Annotated in this window: 12 protein-coding genes and 1 pseudogene; 7 read left to right on the top strand and 6 right to left on the bottom strand. The window is 43.7% G+C overall.

Going from position 1 to position 20,513, the window contains the following annotated elements; all coding sequences use genetic code 11:
- The first annotated feature begins 11 nt into the window (after window positions 1-11).
- Window positions 12-1,649, top strand: a complete 1,638-nt coding sequence (locus QL898_RS03485) for an ATP-binding protein (protein ID WP_290175806.1) — start codon at window positions 12-14, stop codon at window positions 1,647-1,649.
- A gap of 429 nt (window positions 1,650-2,078) precedes the next feature.
- A complete protein-coding gene (locus QL898_RS03480; protein WP_290175805.1) occupies window positions 2,079-9,188 on the top strand; it encodes a YadA-like family protein in 7,110 nt (2,369 codons plus the stop codon).
- 172 nt (window positions 9,189-9,360) lie between these two features.
- Here the strand turns inward: QL898_RS03480 and QL898_RS03475 are convergent, their stop codons facing one another.
- A complete protein-coding gene (locus QL898_RS03475) occupies window positions 9,361-10,539 on the bottom strand; it encodes an acyl-CoA dehydrogenase family protein (RefSeq protein ID WP_290175804.1) in 1,179 nt (392 codons plus the stop codon).
- Between the two features lie 349 nt (window positions 10,540-10,888).
- Window positions 10,889-11,539 carry a maleylacetoacetate isomerase gene (gene maiA, locus QL898_RS03470; protein ID WP_290175885.1) on the bottom strand — a complete coding sequence of 217 codons (651 nt, stop codon included), beginning with the start codon at window positions 11,537-11,539 and terminating at the stop codon, window positions 10,889-10,891.
- Window positions 11,540-11,696: 157 nt separating this feature from the next.
- On the opposite strand from maiA, the gene QL898_RS03465 reads away from it, so the two are divergent.
- A complete protein-coding gene (locus QL898_RS03465) occupies window positions 11,697-12,554 on the top strand; it encodes an IclR family transcriptional regulator (RefSeq protein ID WP_290175803.1) in 858 nt (285 codons plus the stop codon).
- A 50-nt stretch (window positions 12,555-12,604) separates the two neighbouring features.
- On the opposite strand, the gene QL898_RS03460 is transcribed toward QL898_RS03465, so the two are convergent.
- From QL898_RS03460 to QL898_RS03445, 4 genes are all read right to left on the bottom strand, one after another.
- Entirely contained in the window at window positions 12,605-13,180 is a 576-nt protein-coding gene (locus QL898_RS03460) for a VOC family protein (RefSeq protein ID WP_290175802.1), read from the bottom strand.
- Window positions 13,181-13,353: 173 nt separating this feature from the next.
- Window positions 13,354-14,655, bottom strand: coding sequence for a fumarylacetoacetase (gene fahA, locus QL898_RS03455; RefSeq protein ID WP_290175801.1), 1,302 nt, complete (start codon window positions 14,653-14,655; stop codon window positions 13,354-13,356).
- Between the two features lie 317 nt (window positions 14,656-14,972).
- The gene (locus tag QL898_RS03450) at window positions 14,973-16,169 is read right to left on the bottom strand and encodes an amino acid aminotransferase (RefSeq protein ID WP_114701101.1); all 1,197 of its coding nucleotides are present in this window, start codon (window positions 16,167-16,169) and stop codon (window positions 14,973-14,975) included.
- A 157-nt stretch (window positions 16,170-16,326) separates the two neighbouring features.
- Entirely contained in the window at window positions 16,327-17,274 is a 948-nt protein-coding gene (locus tag QL898_RS03445) for a LysR family transcriptional regulator (protein WP_290175800.1), read from the bottom strand.
- Window positions 17,275-17,452: 178 nt separating this feature from the next.
- Between QL898_RS03445 and hppD the strand changes: the two genes are divergently transcribed.
- The 4 genes and pseudogenes from hppD to QL898_RS03425 form a co-directional block, all read left to right on the top strand.
- Window positions 17,453-18,553: a 4-hydroxyphenylpyruvate dioxygenase gene (hppD, locus tag QL898_RS03440; RefSeq protein ID WP_057759888.1), complete on the top strand. Its 1,101-nt coding sequence runs from the start codon at window positions 17,453-17,455 to the stop codon at window positions 18,551-18,553.
- 131 nt (window positions 18,554-18,684) lie between these two features.
- On the top strand, window positions 18,685-19,620 hold the full coding sequence (phhA, locus tag QL898_RS03435; protein ID WP_290175799.1) for a phenylalanine 4-monooxygenase: 936 nt from the start codon (window positions 18,685-18,687) through the stop codon (window positions 19,618-19,620).
- A 162-nt stretch (window positions 19,621-19,782) separates the two neighbouring features.
- Complete coding sequence (locus tag QL898_RS03430; protein ID WP_290175798.1) at window positions 19,783-20,124, top strand: 4a-hydroxytetrahydrobiopterin dehydratase; 342 nt, start codon at window positions 19,783-19,785, stop codon at window positions 20,122-20,124.
- 103 nt (window positions 20,125-20,227) lie between these two features.
- Window positions 20,228-20,513: pseudogene (locus tag QL898_RS03425) on the top strand (Na+/H+ antiporter NhaC); the annotation flags it as partial.

Raw genomic sequence — 20,513 nt, 5'->3', positions numbered from 1 at the left:
CGGACATATCGATGAAAGCTTCTGAGCAGACCCTCAAAAAAGCACCTAAGTTTAAGGTGCGCATTACTCTGTTTTGGCGTTTGTTCCTGAGCCTATTACTGACGATTTTAATCACCTCTGTACTGTCTATCGTAGTAGAGCGCTGGCTAGCTGAAAAAGAGCTAACCTCTCGTATGGACGTACAAATCGATAGCCTATTGATAAAGCGCGAAGAGATGGTCGCGTCACTACGGGCTGGTGATGTAGAGTCTGTCAGGCAGATGTATCGTCAAGACCGCCAGTTGATGAATCAAATCAGAGTCTATGATGAGCAGGGCGCTATTATATTCCCGCGTTACCGTGACAAAGATGAGCGCCCGCAAGGACAACTGCAAAGTGGTCGGCAAATAATGGATCGTGCGATACAACCGGTGCGACCAGTATCGCCTAGACCACCTAGAGTAGAGAATAATGTTTATGGCGTAGAAGGCCGCAATGCTGATAATAGACCGCGTGAACACGACAATGAGATACCAAAAGATGAGCCATCTTTTTGGCAAAAATTCCTAAAGCCAAGAACGGCAAGTAGTGCCGCAGTAGCTGATATCGATACTCGTCCTGAACTGGCCGATATGTCTGTTGAATTACCTGATGGTCAGTCAATCATCATACAGTTGCGTCCGCACTTGCGTTTCTCAGACGTGGTAGAGATACAGCACGGTAATTTTCCAATACGTTTGCTATTGATTGTCATCTTTAGTGTACTGGTCTGCATATGGCTCAGTCGTACGTTAACCCAGCGGATTGGCCGTGTACAAAATACCGTACACCGTATGATTGATGGTAATTATCAAGCCAACCCAGAACTGTCCAAGATGGGCGATGATGAGTTGGGGCTACTTGCCAAAGACGTCGCCCATCTATCGACGAGGCTCGTCGACAGTGAGCTGGCACGCAAACAAATGCTTAGTGATATCTCACATGAGCTGCGTTCGCCACTTGCTCGTCTGGATGTAGCGACTGAGCTGACTCGAGACTTTGCGCCCAATGCCAATCGCTATTTAGACCGTATCGATAAAGAATCTACACGAATGAATGAGCTGATTGAGCAAATCATTCATATTCAATCCCTACAAATGCAGCAATATACCGTCGATAATTTGGAGAGTGAGGCAGTCGATATATCCGACATCATTAGCAATATCGGAGAGGATGTCTGCTTTGAGTTTCAACATAAAGACGTACATTGGCAATGGCAACCGCCTGTAGCCTCAGCGTTGGATGATTTGGAAGGATTTTGGACAGTCCAAGGTAATGCAGAGCAATTGTATAGCGCGCTTGAAAACGTCATTCGCAATGCTTTTATGCACACGGCAGCGGGTTCGACAGTGATTGCTGAAATAAAGGCAATATCAATGGACAATAAGGCACCAGCTGTTCAAATTAATATAACAGACGAAGGTGGCGGTGTCGCAGACAAAGACTTAGAACGTATTTTCCATCCTTTTGTGCGGCTCGATACTGCTCGACACCGTGATACTGGCGGCTATGGTCTTGGATTGGCCATTGTTCATGCTGTAGTTATGGCGCATAAAGGATATATCAATGCTCATAACCGGCAAGATGGCATTCAAGGGTTGGTGGTTCAAATAGTGCTACCTAGCAGATAAAAAGATAAATAATGTAGAAACAATTTATGTAACTAACATGCGCTTATCCTGTATTTGTAATGTATATAAGCGCATATTTAGTAGTAGATAAAAGCTGACTCTTTTTAAAACCGACGTAATTTATTATAAATAGACAAAAATTAAAAGTAGTTATATTCGTTTATATGAATATAACCGACGAACGGTATAAAAACACGGATGAACGGTATTGTCTCTCTGTTTATATTCGGTAATACTAATATATACAGAGAGTGATAAAGATTATACAAAACAGAACGTCTTATTCCTTAAAGACTACTACAACTATTATTTGGACAAGGTCTCGTTACTATAAGCTTATAACCCGTTTTATTTTGTCACATCGTCTCTCTGACATAGATCTTATCTCTGATTTTTTAAATCTGACAAGTCTGTAAGGGAGTACGCATCATGAACCGCATCTATAAAGTCATCTGGAATGAAGCCTTAAGTTGTTTTACCGCCGTTGGTGAATACGCGAAGGGACGTGGCAAATCTTCCAAATCTAGCGTTAGCTCTAATGCTACCATAAATACAACGTCTAACCTGTCCGTTATCCATACGTTACGTCTGAGCACTATAGCGCTTGGGCTACTAGCTGCTGGCTTTGGCATGCAGGTGAATGCATTGGGTACCTACTTTGTTGGTGACGACCCAACGCCTAAAATACATACCAATTCATTCCTTCACCAAACACTAACGGTGCAGGGTGGAGAAACGGTCACTGGCGATCCCAATACCAAAAATATTAGCGTGACTGCCAATAGGCGTGATAAAGCGCTAACGATAAAGCTCGATGAAAATGTCGACTTAGGGACTGATGGCAGTCTCAAAACGGGTGATACTTTAGTTGATAATTCAGGCATTAAGATTACAGCCATAAATCCAGCCAATAGTGTCATTTTGAGCAGTAGTGGCCTAAACAATGGTGACAACAAAATCACCAATGTATCCAATGGTGCTGTGATGGTAGGGAGTAAAGATGCAGTTAATGGCTCGCAGCTATATAGGCTGGTTAATATAGTCAAGGATAACAAAACTAAATATTATAGTGTTGACTCTGAAGCTATTGGCAATGCCAACAACGATGGCGCAACAGGTTATAACGCTATGGCCATGGGTGGCAATGCAAAGGCGACTGGCAGCCAAACCATCGCTATTGGTAGCTCTGAATTTGGACAACAGACGCTGGCAAGTGGTGAACAATCTATTGCTATTGGTGCCAATGTCGTTTCAAGAGGCGGCTCTTCTATTGCCATCGGTGGCGATGACCTAAACTTAGCATCGATATACAATATCGACGGTAGTATCACTAGCACTGATCTAAACAGTGGCACAGTCAATACGGTTTTTAATGAATATGCGGGTCGAGATCTACTGGATGCAAGCGACCCATATACAGGAAATACTGAATCGGGCGGGGCAGCTTCCATAGCAATTGGTGTCAAAGCTCGTACGGCGGGTCATCTTGCAACTGCAATAGGTACGCATGCGAATGCTGCTGCAACCGCGTCATCAGCGTTCGGTGTGGCTGCCTCTGCTACTGAAAAAGGGGCCTTGGCACTGGGTGCTGGCGCTCAGTCTAATGCTCAAGATGGCGTGGCGCTAGGATCACAATCTGTAGCTAACGTTGCAGGTGGTGCGGTTGGCTTTGCTCCATCAAGTGCTAGTGTCATAGACAAAACAGCTATTACAGCAACTAATAGTACAGGCCTTGGTGCAGTTTCTGTTGGTAGCTCTACTAATGGTACTCGCCAAATTGTAAATGTCGCAGCAGGTACTCAAGACAGTGACGCAGTAAACGTATCTCAATTAAAAGCGTTAGATACTATCGTTGCTGGCATTGATTTTCCTATTCGTTCTAGCAGTGCACAGCCATACACCACGTCAGTAACAGGTACTGACGCTCTTGCCGTTGGCTCGAATGCCAATGCAAAAGGTAATAATGCAACCGCTGTTGGAGAGAGCGCATTTGCAAACGCAAATGCAACCGTTATCGGTGAAGGTGCGCGATCTTCGTTCAACGGCTTTGCTGGTGGTCAGGAGGCCAAAGCGGGTGTTAATTCAGTGGCGATAGGTCAAAGAGCCACAAACGGAAACGCAAGTCGTGCGGTTGCGATAGGCTATCAAGCAAAAGCCATGGCTCAAGACACCATTGCAATTGGTCTTGATGCACAAGCTAAAGCGCAAGGCGGTGTGGCACTCGGTAAAGGTGCTAGTGCAAATGCTCTAAACAGCGTGGCTTTAGGTCAAAACTCTATTGGGGCGGTACAAAGTGGCGCATCTTTCTTAACCAACGTCGCTGCTGATGTAAATAATGGCACAGTCTCAGTAGGCGCTGTTGCAAGCGAACGTCGTATCGTTAACGTTGCAGGTGGTTCAGCAGACACTGATGCAGTGAACGTATCTCAGCTAAAAGCTGTTACAGACATTGCTAATAGAGGCTGGGATATTAGTGCACAAGGTGATGCTACCACTGCAAGCACTGTAGGACCTGGTGACTCAGTTGACTTCAACAGTAAAAATAGCAATATCACTGTTTCTAAAGAAGCAACCAGTAATGATGTCTCATTTGAACTCAATAATAACTTAGACCTAGGTAATAACGGCAGTGTCAGTACAGGTAATATCTTCGGTGGCACTCAAGTTAATCGCTTGGGCATGATCACAGGTGGTCTAGCGATGGGCGGTGTAACTACAGTTAGTGGCGCTGGTGTGACCGTAACAGGTATAAACCCTTTTAACCCATCTAATGCCACGTTGACCAGTGATGGTCTAACCATTCTGAATGGTCCAAGCATGACCAGATCTGGTGGTATCGATGCTGGCAATAAAAAGATCACAAACGTTAAAGCGGGTGTCTTAGATAAAGACGCTGTCAACGTTAGTCAGCTAAATAGCTCATCTGCCGCTGCTAAAACAGAGGTCGCCGCAGGTACTAATATTGCGGGTGTTGTGAAGTCTACAGGTGGTAACGGTCAAGATGTCTATACCGTCAATGCAGATGGTGTTACTGCTTCAGCAGGATCTGCAGCTGTCACAGTTACTGCAGGTGAAAAAGATGATACAACTAACATGACAGATTATGCCGTTGACTTAAGTGCCGATAGTAAAGCCAGTCTGGTAAAAGCAGACAGTGCCATGCAGACCATTGTTGCTCAAATAGATGGTGTTGATGTTAAAACGCTTAACCAAACGGATAATACGGCTAATTTCCTAACGGGAGATAACATTGTTCTTAGTGCCGAGGATGGTGGCATTAAAGTTGCTACAGCAGAAGATGTCACTTTTACTAGTGCTAGCTTTGCTGATAGTACAGTTCGTGTGAATAGTGAAGGTCTTGATAATGGTGGCAATAGAATCGTCAATGTAGATGATGGTGATGCACCTATGGATGCTGTCAACGTCAGGCAGCTAAACGTCGTGACAGAAACAGCCAATAGAGGCTGGGATATCAGCGCACAAGGTGATAGTGCTACCGCAAGTACGGTAGGACCTGGCGACTCAGTTGACTTCAACAGTAAAAATAGCAATATCACTGTTTCTAAAGAAGCAACCAGTAATGATGTCTCATTTGAACTCAATAATAACTTAGACCTAGGTAATAACGGCAGTGTCAGTACAGGTAATATCTTCGGTGGCACTCAAGTTAATCGCTTGGGCATGATCACAGGTGGTCTAGCGATGGGCGGTGTAACTACAGTTAGTGGCGCTGGTGTGACCGTAACAGGTATAAACCCTTTTAACCCATCTAATGCCACGTTGACCAGTGATGGTCTAACCATTCTGAATGGTCCAAGCGTAACAAGGTCTGGTGGTATCAACGCTGGTAATAGAAAGGTTGTCAATGTTGATAACGGTGAAGACCCAAATGATGCTGTCAATGTCAGTCAGCTCAATAGTGCCTCCGCTGCCGCTAAAACAGAGGTCGCCGCAGGTACTAATATTGCGGGTGTTGTGAAGTCTACAGGTGGTAACGGTCAAGATGTCTATACTGTTAATGCTGATGGCGTTACTGCTTCAGCAGGATCTGCCGCTGTTACAGTTACCGCAGGTGAAAAAGATGATACAACTAACACCACTGATTACGCTGTTGATTTAAGTGCTGATAGCAAAGCCAGTCTAGTTAAAGCAGACAGTGCCATGCAGACCATTATTGCTCAAATAGACGGTGTTGATGTTAAAACGCTCAATAAAACGGATAATACGGCTAATTTCCTAACGGGAGATAACATTGTTCTTAGTGCCGAGGATGGTGGCATTAAAGTTGCTACAGCAGAAGATGTCACTTTTACTAGTGCTAGCTTTGCTGATAGTACAGTTCGTGTGAATAGTGAAGGTCTGGATAATGGCGGCAACAGAATCGTCAATGTAGATGATGGTGATGCACCTATGGATGCTGTCAACGTCAGGCAGCTAAACGTCGTGACAGAAACAGCCAATAGAGGCTGGGATATCAGCGCACAAGGTGATAGTGCTACCGCAAGTACGGTAGGACCTGGAGATTCAGTTGACTTCAACAGTAAAAACAGCAATATCACTGTTTCTAAAGACACTACTAGTAATGATGTCTCGTTCGAACTCAACAATAACTTAGACCTAGGTAATAACGGTAGTGTAGAAATGGGTTCAAGCTCTCCGTTCGGTTTTGGTGATACCACGACACTTGATCGCTCTGGTCTAACAACAGGTAACTCATACTTTAGTACAACTGTAGATGGTTTAGGTGTTAGAACCGGTAATGCACTGGCTAGTACATCAGTTAATGGCTTAGGAGTATTGGTGAATGGTCCACTAGGTATTCCTAGTACTGTTCTAACCATGGATGGTTTAACAATTATTGGTGGTCCAAGCGTAACAAGGTCTGGTGGTATCGATGCTGGTAACAAAAAGATTATCAATGTTGATAACGGTGAAGACCCAAATGATGCTGTCAATGTCAGTCAACTAAGTAGCTCGTCTGCCGCTGCCAGAACCAAAGTCTTAAAGGGAACCAATGTTTCTAGTGTTGATTTCTCAATCGACAGTGACACAGGACAAGATGTCTATACTATTAATGCGGATGGTGTGACTGCTTCAGCAGGATCTGCAGCTGTCACAGTTACTGCAGGTGAAAAAGACGAGACGACTAACACGACCGATTATGCTGTTGATTTAAGTACTGATAGTAAAGCCAGTCTGGTAAAAGCAGACACTGCTATGCAGACTATTGTTGCTCAAATAGATGGTGTTGATGTTAAAACGCTTAACCAAACGGATAATACGGCTAATTTCCTAACGGGAGATAATATTGTTCTTAGTGCTGAGGATGGCGGTATTAAAATCGCTACAAAAGAGGATGTTACTTTTACTAGTGCCAGCTTTACTGATAGTACAGTTCGTTTGAGTGGTGAAGGTCTGGATAATGGCGGCAATAGAATCGTCAATGTAGATGATGGTCAGGGAGATACAGATGCCGTCAATGTTAGACAATTAAATGCAACCAACAATACAGTGGACCTAGGACTGAACTTCACAGGAGATGATACAACCGTTGTCGTCAATCGCAAGTTAGGTCAAACGTTGACACTCCAAGGAGGTGCTACCAACGTAACTGAAAACAATATCGGTGTGATCGCTGATGAAGATGGCAATCTAAATGTTAGATTGGCTGAAGATGTCATGCTTGGTAAAAACGGTAGCGTGAGAATGGAAAGCACGGTGCTTAACAATGCAGGCGTCACCATCACTGATGGTCCTAATCAGACCATTACGTTAAGCAACGAAGGTCTTGATAATGGTAATAATAGAATTATCAAAGTTGATAAGGGAGTTGCCCCAACCGATGCCGTAAACTTTGCACAGCTCACTATGACTAATGATGAAATTGCTAAAGGTATCAAAATTGGTGACGGTAATGTTGCTAATGATCAGCAATTTGCCCTAGGCGATACCATCAATGTCACAGGAGATAACAATCTGACTACTGTCGCTTCTGCGACTGGCGTCCAAGTAAAACTGAATAATCAGTTAGACCTTGGAGATGATGGCAGTATACAGATAGGTAACAGCATCATGAGTGATGCAGGCTTTACCTTCGTTGGAAATGGCGTGAATAGAATGGTTTCTCAGGTCTCATTGAGTAGCCGTGGTCTAGACAATGGAGGCAACACCATTCGCAACGTTGGGGAAGGTGTGCTAAATACGGATGCTGTCAATGTTGGGCAGTTAAAAGATGTCGCCATTGCCTTGGATCAAGGTTGGGGCATCACCGCTCAAGGTGATATCGCTACGATGGTAAAACAAGGAGATGCTGTCGACCTTAGCAGTAAAGACGGTAATATCAAGGTATCTAGGAAATCAGTGAGTGATGTGGCTGCTTTCGATAGTAGTCCATCATTGCAGGCTGCAGCCATACCTACCAATGCTAATGATATTAGCTTTGATCTTAACCCAGATATTACTTTGAATAGCGTAACTACTGGTGGTACGGTCATGAATGACGATGGACTGACCATTGCAGGTGGCCCAAGCATCACAAAAATTGGTATTGATGCCGCTAATACCAAAATTACCAACGTTCAAAATGGAGAAGTTTCGGCAGAAAGCCAGGACGCCATAAACGGTGGTCAGCTTTACGCCCAAGGAGCTGGTATCAGTAGTATTATCGGTGGTGACACTGTTTACAATGCCGAAGATGGTACTTTCACCAACAGTGACATTGGTGGAACGGGTGAAAGCAATATTGATGGTGCGATTGCTTCTATCAGACAAGGCACGATTGAAATTAGTGAAAATGTGCAAATTAACACAGAGAGCATTACCACTAATACAACCAATATCGCGACCAATACGACAAATATTGCTACGAATACCAGCAATATCATGACCAATACTACGAATATCAAAACCAATACAGATAAGCTAGATGCTGGACTCAATTTTGGCGCAGACAGTGGCGCTAATATCAATAAACCAATTGGCGATGAGAGTGTCCTCAGCTTTACTGGTGGCAATAACATCACCACCACAGCAGATGGCAGTAGTATTAAGTTTGATCTAAACGGTAATATCAGCGTTGATAGTGTCACAGTTGGGACAACGGTTATTAATAGTGAGGGCATCAGTATGCAAGATGGGCCAAGTATGACGTCTCAAGGTCTATATGCTGGTAACCAACGTATGACTGGTGTCGCCGATGGGGTTGAAGCAACAGACGCCGTCAATTATAGTCAGCTTAGCGCGCTTGATAGTCGACTCAATAACAATATGAGCGATCTTGGCTACAAAATCGACGAAGTAGAAGACGATGCAAACGCAGGTATTTCAGCTGCAATGGCAATGTCGGCAATGCCTCAGGCCTATATCGCAGGTAAGTCATTGATTGGTGGCGGTGTCGGTACCTATAATGGAGAAAGTGCTGTAGCAATTGGTTTCTCTAAGTTATCTAATGACGGTCGCTGGGTCATCAAGGTAAATGGTACAGCAGATACTCAAGGCAACGTAGGCGGTGCAGTGGGTGCAGGCTTCCATTTTGACTAATAAAGCCTTTCAGCTGTAGTTATCGGAAGACTATAAAAAAGCAAGACATTGGATGTCTTGCTTTTTTACGGCTTAAAGATAAACAATTAAGGTAATAAAGCTATCGATAAATCAAAATAAGCGCTTGTAAGTTGTGTCTTACAAGTGCTTATTTCTTATAATTAAGACGCTGTTATATTCTAAACATTGCGCCATTCGGTTTCAGTCCAACATAGGCCATACCTGCTTGATTCATCCAATGAGGCTGAATAATGCCATGCTGCAAAATCGCATGAATGTCTCTATGTGCTCGTTCTATCTTATGTTTTTTATATAAGGAAGCCGTGCCTGCGACTGCGTAAATTTCAGATACCATATCACGAGCTTCTCTTGCGGCTTCACAAGACGCTGCCCATACATCTGCAAGCTGTATATCAGTAAAGGTGTTTTTTCGCTGAGATTCTTCCCATAGTACCTCGACACTATAATGCAGTTGGGCGCGTTTTGATGCTAGTATTGTTTTGCTCTTAGCAATGGTAGCTTGTACCGTTGCACGGTCGCGTAGATCTGGACTCTTACCAGGTGTTACTCTTTCAAGGCACATATCAACCAAGTCATCCATAGCGGCTTTTAATACGCCTAGCGCCATAGCTGCACAGCCAGCAGCATTGATACAACCAATAGGCAGACGACTGTAGGCAGTATCGATAGCTACAGGGCTATCGAAGTCAACTGCATAAGCCTCTTTGACAAAAGCGTCTTTGACAACGATATCGTGGCTACCTGTGCCATTTAGGCCGCCCACATCCCATGTATCAATGATTTTTACGTCTTTCTTGGGAATAAAAAATAGCTTTAAATTTGCACCTGGTCCAAGGGTCGTAGGAGAGCCTTCGGAGATAACGAGACAACGTAACACAAACCAGTCAGCCAATTGGCATCCAGAGACGAGTGTCCATTGTCCTGATACTATATAGCCATTATCTACTGTTTGGGCCACGCCTTCAGGACGTGCGGAATTGGCATAAATATGAGAGGGGTCGCTATATACTTCTTTCATGCTGGATTCATCCAAAAATCGGCCGAATGTACAGGCCAAATGGTTGTTCCAAACGATCCAAGCAACGGAGGCCTCAGCACTGGCCAACGTCTCATAAGTTTTTAGCGTTTCTATTGGGTTTCCTGCCCATCCTCCTAACGATTTAGGCAAACCCATTCTAAATAATGCAAATTCTGAAAGTTTATTGACTACCACGGGTGCAATTTTTCTAGCGCTTTCTGTTTCATCTCTAAACATGATTGCTGATGCATAAATCTTGTTTGCTGCATCCGATGGTAGGGTGGTTATCTCTGATGAGGATATATCATTCATATTGTTCAACCTTATTGTGATGAATAAGACAGTACTTTTTTCTATAGCTAATAAAGTACAAATTTGAGCGATGACAAATGCTTATATAAAGAATAACCAACAGCTGCCCACCATACAACCGTTAATATAAATATATTAAAAATTATATTGTAAAAATTGAATAAATAGTAATTAATGAGGCAAAGTTAAGCAATTAAGCTAGGAATTAAGCTGTAAAAATAGGTAGGGGTAAAGAATAGCGAAGAATAAAGCTAGACCAAATATTAAGTGTTAATTCTAAGTCACTTAATATTTGGCCGAGAAGATAAATATTCTATAAAGATAGGTATCCTATAAAAACTGTCTTAAATTAGGCATCACGTTTCGGCGCATCAGGCTGCATCATAGGATCCGCATCTGCGAATGCCTTTAGTGTACGGCAATGAGTATCAATGGCGACGATATTGGGATAAGCGCTCAAATCTACTTTGAAGCGGCGAGCAGAAGAGACTTGCGGAATCAAATAACAATCTGCGAGAGTAGGACTGTCCCCATAGCAGAACTGTCCGCGATTGTTATCCGTTGCCAAACGTGTCTCTAAAGCAGTAAAACCTTCACTGATCCAGCGATTGCACCATGCAATCACATCTTTCTCGTCGACTGACAACTCATTGCGTAGGTACTGTAAGATGCGGCGATTATTAATTGGGTGGATGTCGCAACCAATCATGGCGCTCAGCGCGCGTACCTGCATACGCCCAGCAGCATCGTTAGGTAGTAGTGCGTGCTCAGGGTAGACCTCTTCTAACCACTCCAAGATAGCTGGACTTTGATATAATAATAAATCGTCAGTCTGTAGGACAGGCACCAATCCTTGTGGATTAATTGCTTTGAAGGCAGACTCTAACTGTTCATCCTGTGCCAGATTGATCGTGATATCATCGTAATCTAAGCCTTTTAGGTTCATAGCGATACGAGTACGGTAAGACGTGCTACTACGAAAGTAGCCATAAAGTGTCATCATGATTCATGTCCTTATGTAGTTGTGTTTTTATAAAGATAAATATTATGAAGTAAGGTCTGTATCTCACTGGTATTTGATCGAGCAAGCCATTATTGAACAAACCACTAACAAGCAAAATTAAAAAATAACCAAGCACACCAGAATCGAGCAAATCATGCCAGCAGACAAAACCCTTGTAGACAGTTCTATCACCAGTAAAAACCAAAGTGGAGTTCAGTCGCTTGAGATTGGGCTGTCGATACTCGATGTGCTGATCGACCGCAATGAGCCTATGATGCTAAAAGATATCGCTGAAGCCATGCAAATGCACCCAGCAAAATCCCATCGTTACTTGGTCAGTCTCATCCGCAAAAACTATGCGCGTAAGCTTGATGATGGGCGCTATGGGCTTGGCGATAGAGTCAATGCATTGGCATCACTAGGACATACGGAACTCAACCAAAACAATCTTTTGGCACGTCTCACGCAAGTGGCTAATGAAATCAAAGACACCTTAAACTGCGGTGTGCAAATTGCCAAATGGTTTAGCGAAGGCCCTATTATTATTCAGTCCGTTGAGCCAGACAGTCCGATTAGTATCATCACTCGCATCGGCTCACGTATGCCGCTGACGACATCAGCTACAGGGCAGTTATTTGCCAGTTATCAACCTGATGCCGTCATTCAGCCATTGGTCACAGCTGAGTGGCATACGAGTAATACCACCGTAGATATGACCGAGAAATGGCAGGATTTTGCTCAGCTACAAGCTAAAATACGTACTCAAGGCTATGCGACAGTGACGGGCGATATGCTTATGGGAATTAACGCTATTACGATTCCTGTTATATTGCCACAGCTTGCCAATAGTGCTACTAAACCATCCACGAGTAGTGACAAAACTGCTGGTGAAGATTTACCGCTAGAATATGCTATCACTATCATTGGAACAACAGAGCAATTGCCAATAAGCGCGCAACATAATGTGGTTAAGCAAATACTGGCGATAGCGCAGCGTTATCAAATTGCATAATTAGAGTATCTTTAGAGAACTTATTTCTAAAGATACTCTAATGTTCTGTGTCACTTACCGACAGGGGCAACTTCGCGTGCTTCAGACAACTCATCACTATGCAAAAACTGCGTGTGTGCTGGGGCGCGTTTAGTACGAGACCACTCATCTAGCATGTCTTGCTTGATGGCATCTGTAATCATCGATACTTTGTCTTCTGAGGTTGGATCATCATAGGTCAGCTCGAGACGATGACCATTGGGATCAAAGAAGTAAATCGAGTGAAAGATGCCGTGATTGGTCACGCCAATGACATCAATGCCTGCATTTTCTAAATGCTCTTTGGCAACAATTAGCTCGTCACGGTCCTTAACCTTTAGCGCCAAATGCTGCACCCAGCTTGGGGTATTAGGATCAAAGCCCATCTCAGGTTGATTGGGTACTTCGAAAAACGCTAAGACATTGCCATTACCAGCGTCCAAAAAGACGTGCATATAGGGGTCAAAGGCTTTGGTCGAAGGTACATGGTCTTCTGCGAATGCTAAAATGAAATCCATGTTTAGGTGTTTTTGATACCATTCAACGGTTTCTTTGGCATCTTTGCAGCGGTAAGCCACATGATGTATTTTCTCAATTTGAAAGCTCATATCAAACTCCTTTTGATAAGACGTGTTACTCATTTGGCTTTATTCACATACCGATAAGCAGGTGAATGCGTTTGTCTTCCTATCCGCCTGCATGAGAATTTTCACGCCTATTTTGCTATTTCTCTGTCTATATTATTTTTAAATACTATTTATCAGTCACTACTTTCCAAATACTACTTATCAAAATCAAAGCTAAGCGCTGGTAGTACCTTGCCGCGTACTTCACCAAAGCCAACACGGATGCCGTCTTTTTCGCTATAGCCTTTCATGATGACCGTGTCACCATCTTCAATAAAGCTGCGCGTCTCGCCGCCTTTTAGCGTGACTGGTTTGGTAGCATTCCAAGCAATCTCTAGCATCGAGCCATAAGAATCAGGCGTTGGCCCTGAAATCGTGCCTGAGCCCATCATGTCGCCGACTTCAACTTTGCAGCCAGTGATGGTGTGGTGGGTAAGCTGCTGTGCCATTGACCAATACATGTATTTAAAATTGGTCTCGCAAATGACTGTCTCTGTTTCCGCATTTTCAGGCAGTAACTCAACCGATAGATTGATGTCAAAGCTGTTATCGCTCGCTTTTTCGTTTAGATATGCAAGCGGCTTGGGTTCTTGTGTCGGACAAGCTGTTTTGAACGGAGCCAACGCATCCATAGTGACAATCCAAGGAGAAACCTCGGAGGCAAAGGTCTTGGCATTAAATGGACCTAAAGGCACGTATTCCCATTTTTGGATATCTCGGGCTGACCAGTCATTGAGCAACACCATGCCAAAAATATGATCAGCGGCATCATCTACGGCGATTGGCTGACCGATATGATTACCTTTACCAACGACAAATGCGGTCTCTAGCTCGAAATCCAAGCGCTTACAGGCTGAGAAGATAGGACGCTCATCAGGGCTAGGCTTTAGCTGACCTGATGGACGTACGATATCAGTTCCACTGACGATAACGGTACTGGCGCGTCCATTATAACCAACAGGCATTTCGGTCCAGTTAGGTAGCAGGGCGTTGTTTGGATCGCGGAACATGGTGCCGACGTTGGTCGCGTGCTCTTTCGATGAATAGAAATCGGTAAAGCCTGGTACTTGCACTGGCAAATGCATGGTGACGTCTGCTTGCTTAAATAGCGCCTTTTTTTGCAAGTCTGTATTGTCACGTAACGTATCATTGTCATTAGACAGCAGTGTCTGAATGGTTGTGCGCGCCTGCGTCCAATTGTCTCGACCAGAATCAATAAAAGCATTTAGAGTGGATTGGTTAAAATAAGGACCACCTTCCAAACTTAATAGACCTTCGGCTTCGAGTACAGATAGATCCAGTACATGCTCACCGATGGCAACGCCTGCACGGCGCTTGTTATCACTAGCAGCGTCTTTGGTAACGCTAAAGATACCATAAGGAAGATTGTGGATAGAAAAGTCAGAGTCAGCAGCGATATCGATAAATGAGGTGAGGGTGCCGTCAGTCGTTGACATGATTTGCTCCTTGCTAATATACATTATGAATTACGTTATAGTTAACTACTTACGTATAATGTAATTTATTGATATATGGATTGCAAGTTTTTTATGAAACGTCCAACGTCTTTTGTGAAAAGCTACTTTGAAAAGTGGTTGTCGTTGTTTTGACTAAACGGTTCTGACTAGATGATTTTAATAAAATAATTTTGACGAAATAATTTTGATTAAATGCTAAGTACAAAAAAAGGCCGAGCAATCGCTCAGCCTTTCTTATACGCGTTTATTTTTTATCAAGTTACGTATTGATTAACATGTTAAGTAACTTGGACTAATTAGTCTTTTAAGACGTCTGCCATGGCATTGGCCACATAGTCGATGTTGCTGGTATTTAGGCCAGCCACACACATACGTGAGTTAGAGACCATATAGATACCAAACTCAGTCTGTAAACGCTCGACTTGCTCAGGCGTGAGACCAGTAAAGCTAAACATACCGTTTTGACGAGTGATGTAATCAAAGTTACGGTTAGGGATTTTAGCTTCTAATACCGATTTTAGCTTTAGGCGCATCGCTTTGATACGGTCGCGCATGGCATAAACTTCGCCAACCCACTGCTCATGTAGGGCTTCATCGTTCATGACGATATCGACCACACGTCCACCATGTGACGGCGGGCTTGAGTAGATACGGCGTACGGTTGCGTTTAGCTGACCGAATACGCGATCGGTTTCGTCTACGGTTGGGCAGACGACTGATAGGCCGCCGACACGCTCGCCATATAGCGATAAGTTTTTAGAGAATGAGTTGCTGACAAACAATGGCAAGCCCATCTCAACTGCTTTACGGATAGCGTAAGCGTCGCTGTCCATGTCTTCGCCAAACCCTTGATAAGCGATGTCCATGAATGGAATCAGCTCACGCGCCTTCACGACGTTGAGTACAGTATCCCATTGCGCTTGGGTCAAATCCATACCGGTTGGGTTATGGCAGCATGGGTGTAGCAAAATGACGTCGTTTTTGTTTAATGTTTCAAAAAACGCAATCATTTCATCAAATTTGATGCTGCTGTTGGCTTTGTCGTAGTACGGGTATTTACCGACTTCTACATCAGAGCCTTCAAAGATAGCGATATGGTTGCCCCATGTCGGATCGCTCACATAGCACTTAGCTTGTGGGAACCAGTCATGAATAAATTCAGCACCGACTTTTAACGCGCCAGAACCACCGATTGTAGCGATAGTAGCGACCAAGCCATCTTTTAAAATCTGAGCGTCTTTACCAAACAGTAATTCCTGACAGCCTTTACGGTGGCCTGGTAGACCTGCCATTGGTAGGTATGGACGCGGTGCGATAGGATCAGCAATACGCTCTTCGGCTGTTTTTACACAGTCGAGTACAGGCAATACGCCATTCTCATCATAATAAATACCAATACCTAAATTGACCTTGTTAGGATTGCTATCTGCTGAGTATTTTTCCATAAGACCTAAGATTGGATCACCAGCGTAATAATCGATACGTTCAAACATGCCATTTCCTTATAAAAATATAAATCGAGCAGCCGAAAATCATAGAGCAAATCGCGGCTGAACTCAACACGAGAGTGGGTTATATGCGGCAATTAATAAAATAAATAGCCAAATAGATTGTTTATCCATCTATCAAGCGCATTTGACATGCTATACGTCATTCGCTAGACGATGAGTCAGAGTGATGTAGGTCGTTATAATGGGTCGTAAAATACGTTTGCAAAAACTGCTTAAAAGCAATTGTCGCTGGAGACAACGCCCGTGAAGCACGTTGATAGATAAAAAATTGCCGCATTTTGACTGGTTGAGTGAGTGGTCGCATCAGTAGACCATTGGCGCTGACCCAATCAATAACTTCAGGCATGTAGGGTAGGCATAAGGTAATGCCGAAACCTTGCCGCGTCATCTCAAGCGCGGTGGACATAAAATTCACCTTGTAGCGGGCTTGTTGCACATGAGCGGAGATAGAGTCGTCGAGCTCTGCGGTTACTTGATCGAGGAACGGACCTTGTAAGGTAATCAGCGGCGTTTCTAATAAATCTTGCCAAGTGATTTCACCTCTTTGTGCCAGCGCATGATTGTCTGGCATAACCACGCAAAATGGTAGCTGATACAACAGATCAGCCCCGATATCATCTTCAGTTTCTATAAAACCAAGCTCGGTACCAACGCCTAAATCAACTTCGATATCTTGGATATGCTTAAGCAAATTCTCGGCTGAACAGTCCAATAGTGAGACGCCGATATTTGGATATTCTTTGGCAAATTGAGCGATGACGGCAGGTAGGGAAGATGCCGCAAACTGTGATACTGCCAAGCGCACCTGACCTTGGGCTAAGCTGGTCAAGCTACTCGCTTCATTTTCAAACAGTTGCATCTCATTCAAGATACGCCGCGCTTGGGGTAGTAGATGCCGTCCTACTGCTGACAGAGACAACTGGCGAGTGGTGCGATCAAACAACACGATACCTAGGCCAGTCTCTAACTCCTTAATCAATCCACTAACAGCAGATTGGGTCAAATACATCTGTTCGCTGGCACGAGTGAAGCTGCCGTTGTCAGCGACTTTTATAAATGCGGTCAATTGGCGAATGCTGATATTCATAAGTAAACCTGATAAATAAATCATAAAAAACAATTAGTCTTATAAATAAAGCTAATCTAATATAAATACAACGTCAACAATAAAGATTGATTATTAATCGTTTTATAGACTTTTACTATTAATCGACTTTTACTACTCATCGATTTTCTATTACCAATTGAAATTAAGGATAATTACAATGGCAGATTTATTTGACAACCCAATGGGACTAAATGGATTTGATTTTGTCGAGTTTGCTTCTCCGCAGCCTGATGCAGTCGATGCATTGTTTAAGCAGCTTGGTTTCGCCCATGTCGCCAATCACCGCTCGAAAGACGTTGCGCTATATCGCCAAGGTGATATTAACCTTATCCTAAACCGTGAGCCAAAAAGCCAAGCCAGTTATTTCGTTGAAGAGCATGGCGCAGGTGCTTGTAGCATGGGCTTTCGAGTAAAAGATGCCAAAAAAGCATATGAGCGTGCGGTAGAAATGGGTGCGCAGCCAGTAGATGTGCCAACTGGGGTGATGGAGCTTAGATTGCCTGCTATCAAAGGCATTGGTGGTTCACTGATTTATCTGATTGACCGTTATAAGGATGGCGAATCTATCTATGATGTCGACTTTGAGTTCTTTGCAGATATCGACAGAAACCCTGTCGGCTATGGCTTCAAAGTTATCGACCATCTAACGCACAACGTCTATCGTGGACGCATGGCGTACTGGGCAAAATTCTATGAGCGTATCTTTAATTTCCGCGAGATTCGTTACTTTGATATCAAAGGTGAGTACACAGGACTAACCAGTAAAGCCATGACCGCACCTGATGGAAAAATCCGTATTCCACTGAATGAAGAAGCCAAACAGGGCGGTGGTCAAATCGAAGAGTACCTAATGCACTTCAATGGCGAAGGTATTCAACATATTGCGCTAGCCAGTGATGACTTGTTTGCCAGCATCGATAAGCTAAAAGCGGCTGGTATTCCACTCATGACCGCACCAAATGCTGCGTACTATGAAATGCTGAGCGAGCGCTTACCGAACCATGGTGAAAATGTTGCTGACTTACAAACGCGCGGCATCTTATTAGACGGCACGACAGAAGGCGGTGCACCGCGTCTGCTACTACAGATTTTCTCTGAAACTATTTTGGGTAGCCCAGTATTCTTTGAGTTTATTCAGCGTAAAGGCGATTATGCAGATGGCTTTGGTGAAGGTAACTTTAAAGCGTTATTTGAGTCAATAGAGCGCGACCAAGTACGTCGCGGCACAGTCGGTCAGCCAGAGACTGAAACCCTATAATATTATCTAACGCTTAGACCACATCTAACAATTGGACAAGACAAAAGGAGTTTGTGTTGTCCTTAATAGGAGTATTACCTAATAGTATACTGCAAAGGTAATGCTCTCATTGCGATAAAAGGAATACAGGCATGGAACGCCTATCACAGATAGATTCTCTTAATACTGCCATCGGTACCAATAGCGTTGCTACTAGTAAGCAAAGCGACGATGCGTCCAGTCATTCTAACGCGACAAATAAAAAACAGCCGTATATCTCACACCAGCCAGATAGCAATGGTCATATTCACTATAGTGATGATGAGCATGCGATGTGGCAAGCGCTGCTGGCACGTCAAGCGGAACAAACGCCCAATCGTGCATGTACTGCATATCTAGGGGGTTTGACTAAGTTAAATTTACCGACGGCGCATATACCGCAGTTGCATGATATCGATGAGGTATTGCAAGCGACGACAGGTTGGCAAACCGCGGCTGTCCCTGCATTAATCAGCTTTGGTAAATTCTTTAAATTGCTGGCCAATAAGTCCTTTCCTGTGGCGACTTTTATTCGGCGATTTGAGGACATGGACTATATTGAAGAGCCTGATATTTTCCATGAAATCGTTGGGCATTGTCCGCTATTGACCCATCCTGCGTTTGCAGCCTTCAATGAAACGTATGGTAAGCTTGGTTTGAGTGCAACGAAAGAGGAGCGCTGGTTTTTAGCACGATTGTATTGGTTTACCATTGAGTTTGGCTTGGTTGGCAATCGCATAGAAAATCGTAGAATCTATGGCGGCGGTATATTAAGCTCACCTTCTGAAACAGTCTACGCACTTGATCGGATGCCGCAAGAGCTTTCAGTCGCTCAAAATAAGCCGCAGTCTCAACCAGAACATCGAGCGTTTGATTTGCTTGATGTGTTGCGTACGCCTTATCGTATTGATCAGATACAGCCGATCTACTATGTCATTGATGAATTAGATACGCTATTTGATATCGTCAATAGTGACATTATGGGTGCGGTCAAAAAAGCTATGTCGCTTGGACTATTTGAGCCGACCTATCCAGAAAAAACTCGTTAAAAACGTCAATTCAAAATTAAACCTGAAAACAAACACTTCAGTGCGGAATATTGAGGTAGCAGCAAAGCTATATCAACATGAACGTACGAGTATTAGAAACTAGCTATCAAAACAACCATTAAAAACTGACATCGAAAACAGCCACTATAAAAGGATTTTATTATGACAGCACTATCACAAAACAGCTGCGAAGCTTGCCACATTGGCGCACCGAAAGTTGATGAAGCCGAAGCACAAGAACTATTACCGCAAATTCCTGATTGGTCATTAATTGAGGTGGATGGTATTCAGCAGTTGCAGCGTCAGTATAAATTTAAAAACTTCGTCTCAGCAATGGCATTTGCCAATCAACTGGCAGACATCGCTGAAGCAGAAGGGCATCATCCGGGGATATTGGTAGAGTGGGGTAAGGCTACGGTCACTTGGTGGTCGCATAGTATCAAGGGTTTGCATCGCAATGATTTTGTCATGGCAGCTAAAACCGATGACTTAATCGGTAAGTAATAAGTTGCTTCACTAGCAAATCACTTTAACCATACTTCTACCATTAAAATTAAAATCAAACCCAATTTAGTGCCAGTATTTACTGGCATTTTAAGGATGTGTCATGCCACCAAAACCGCTTACATTAATCAGTGCCAAGCTCGCCTTTATCATATCCGCCATCGTCATCGGTATCATGGGCATCACCATGATCGGCTTTGGCTGGGTGCCGCACCTGTCTCTTATCTTGGCTATCTGTGTGCTACTGGCTATCGGTATGTACAAAGGACTCAGCTTTGATGACATGCAAGCGCAAATGGCCTCAGGTGTCATGCGCGGTATTGGTGCCATCTATTTGTTCTTCTTTATTGGACTGATGGTTGCGGCTCTGATGATGTCAGGAGCTATAC

The organism is Psychrobacter sp. APC 3279 (genome assembly GCF_030407795.1).
Taxonomy (GTDB): domain Bacteria; phylum Pseudomonadota; class Gammaproteobacteria; order Pseudomonadales; family Moraxellaceae; genus Psychrobacter.
The sequence above is the reverse complement of the archived record's forward strand: the minus strand, read 5'-3'. Positions and strand labels throughout refer to the sequence as shown.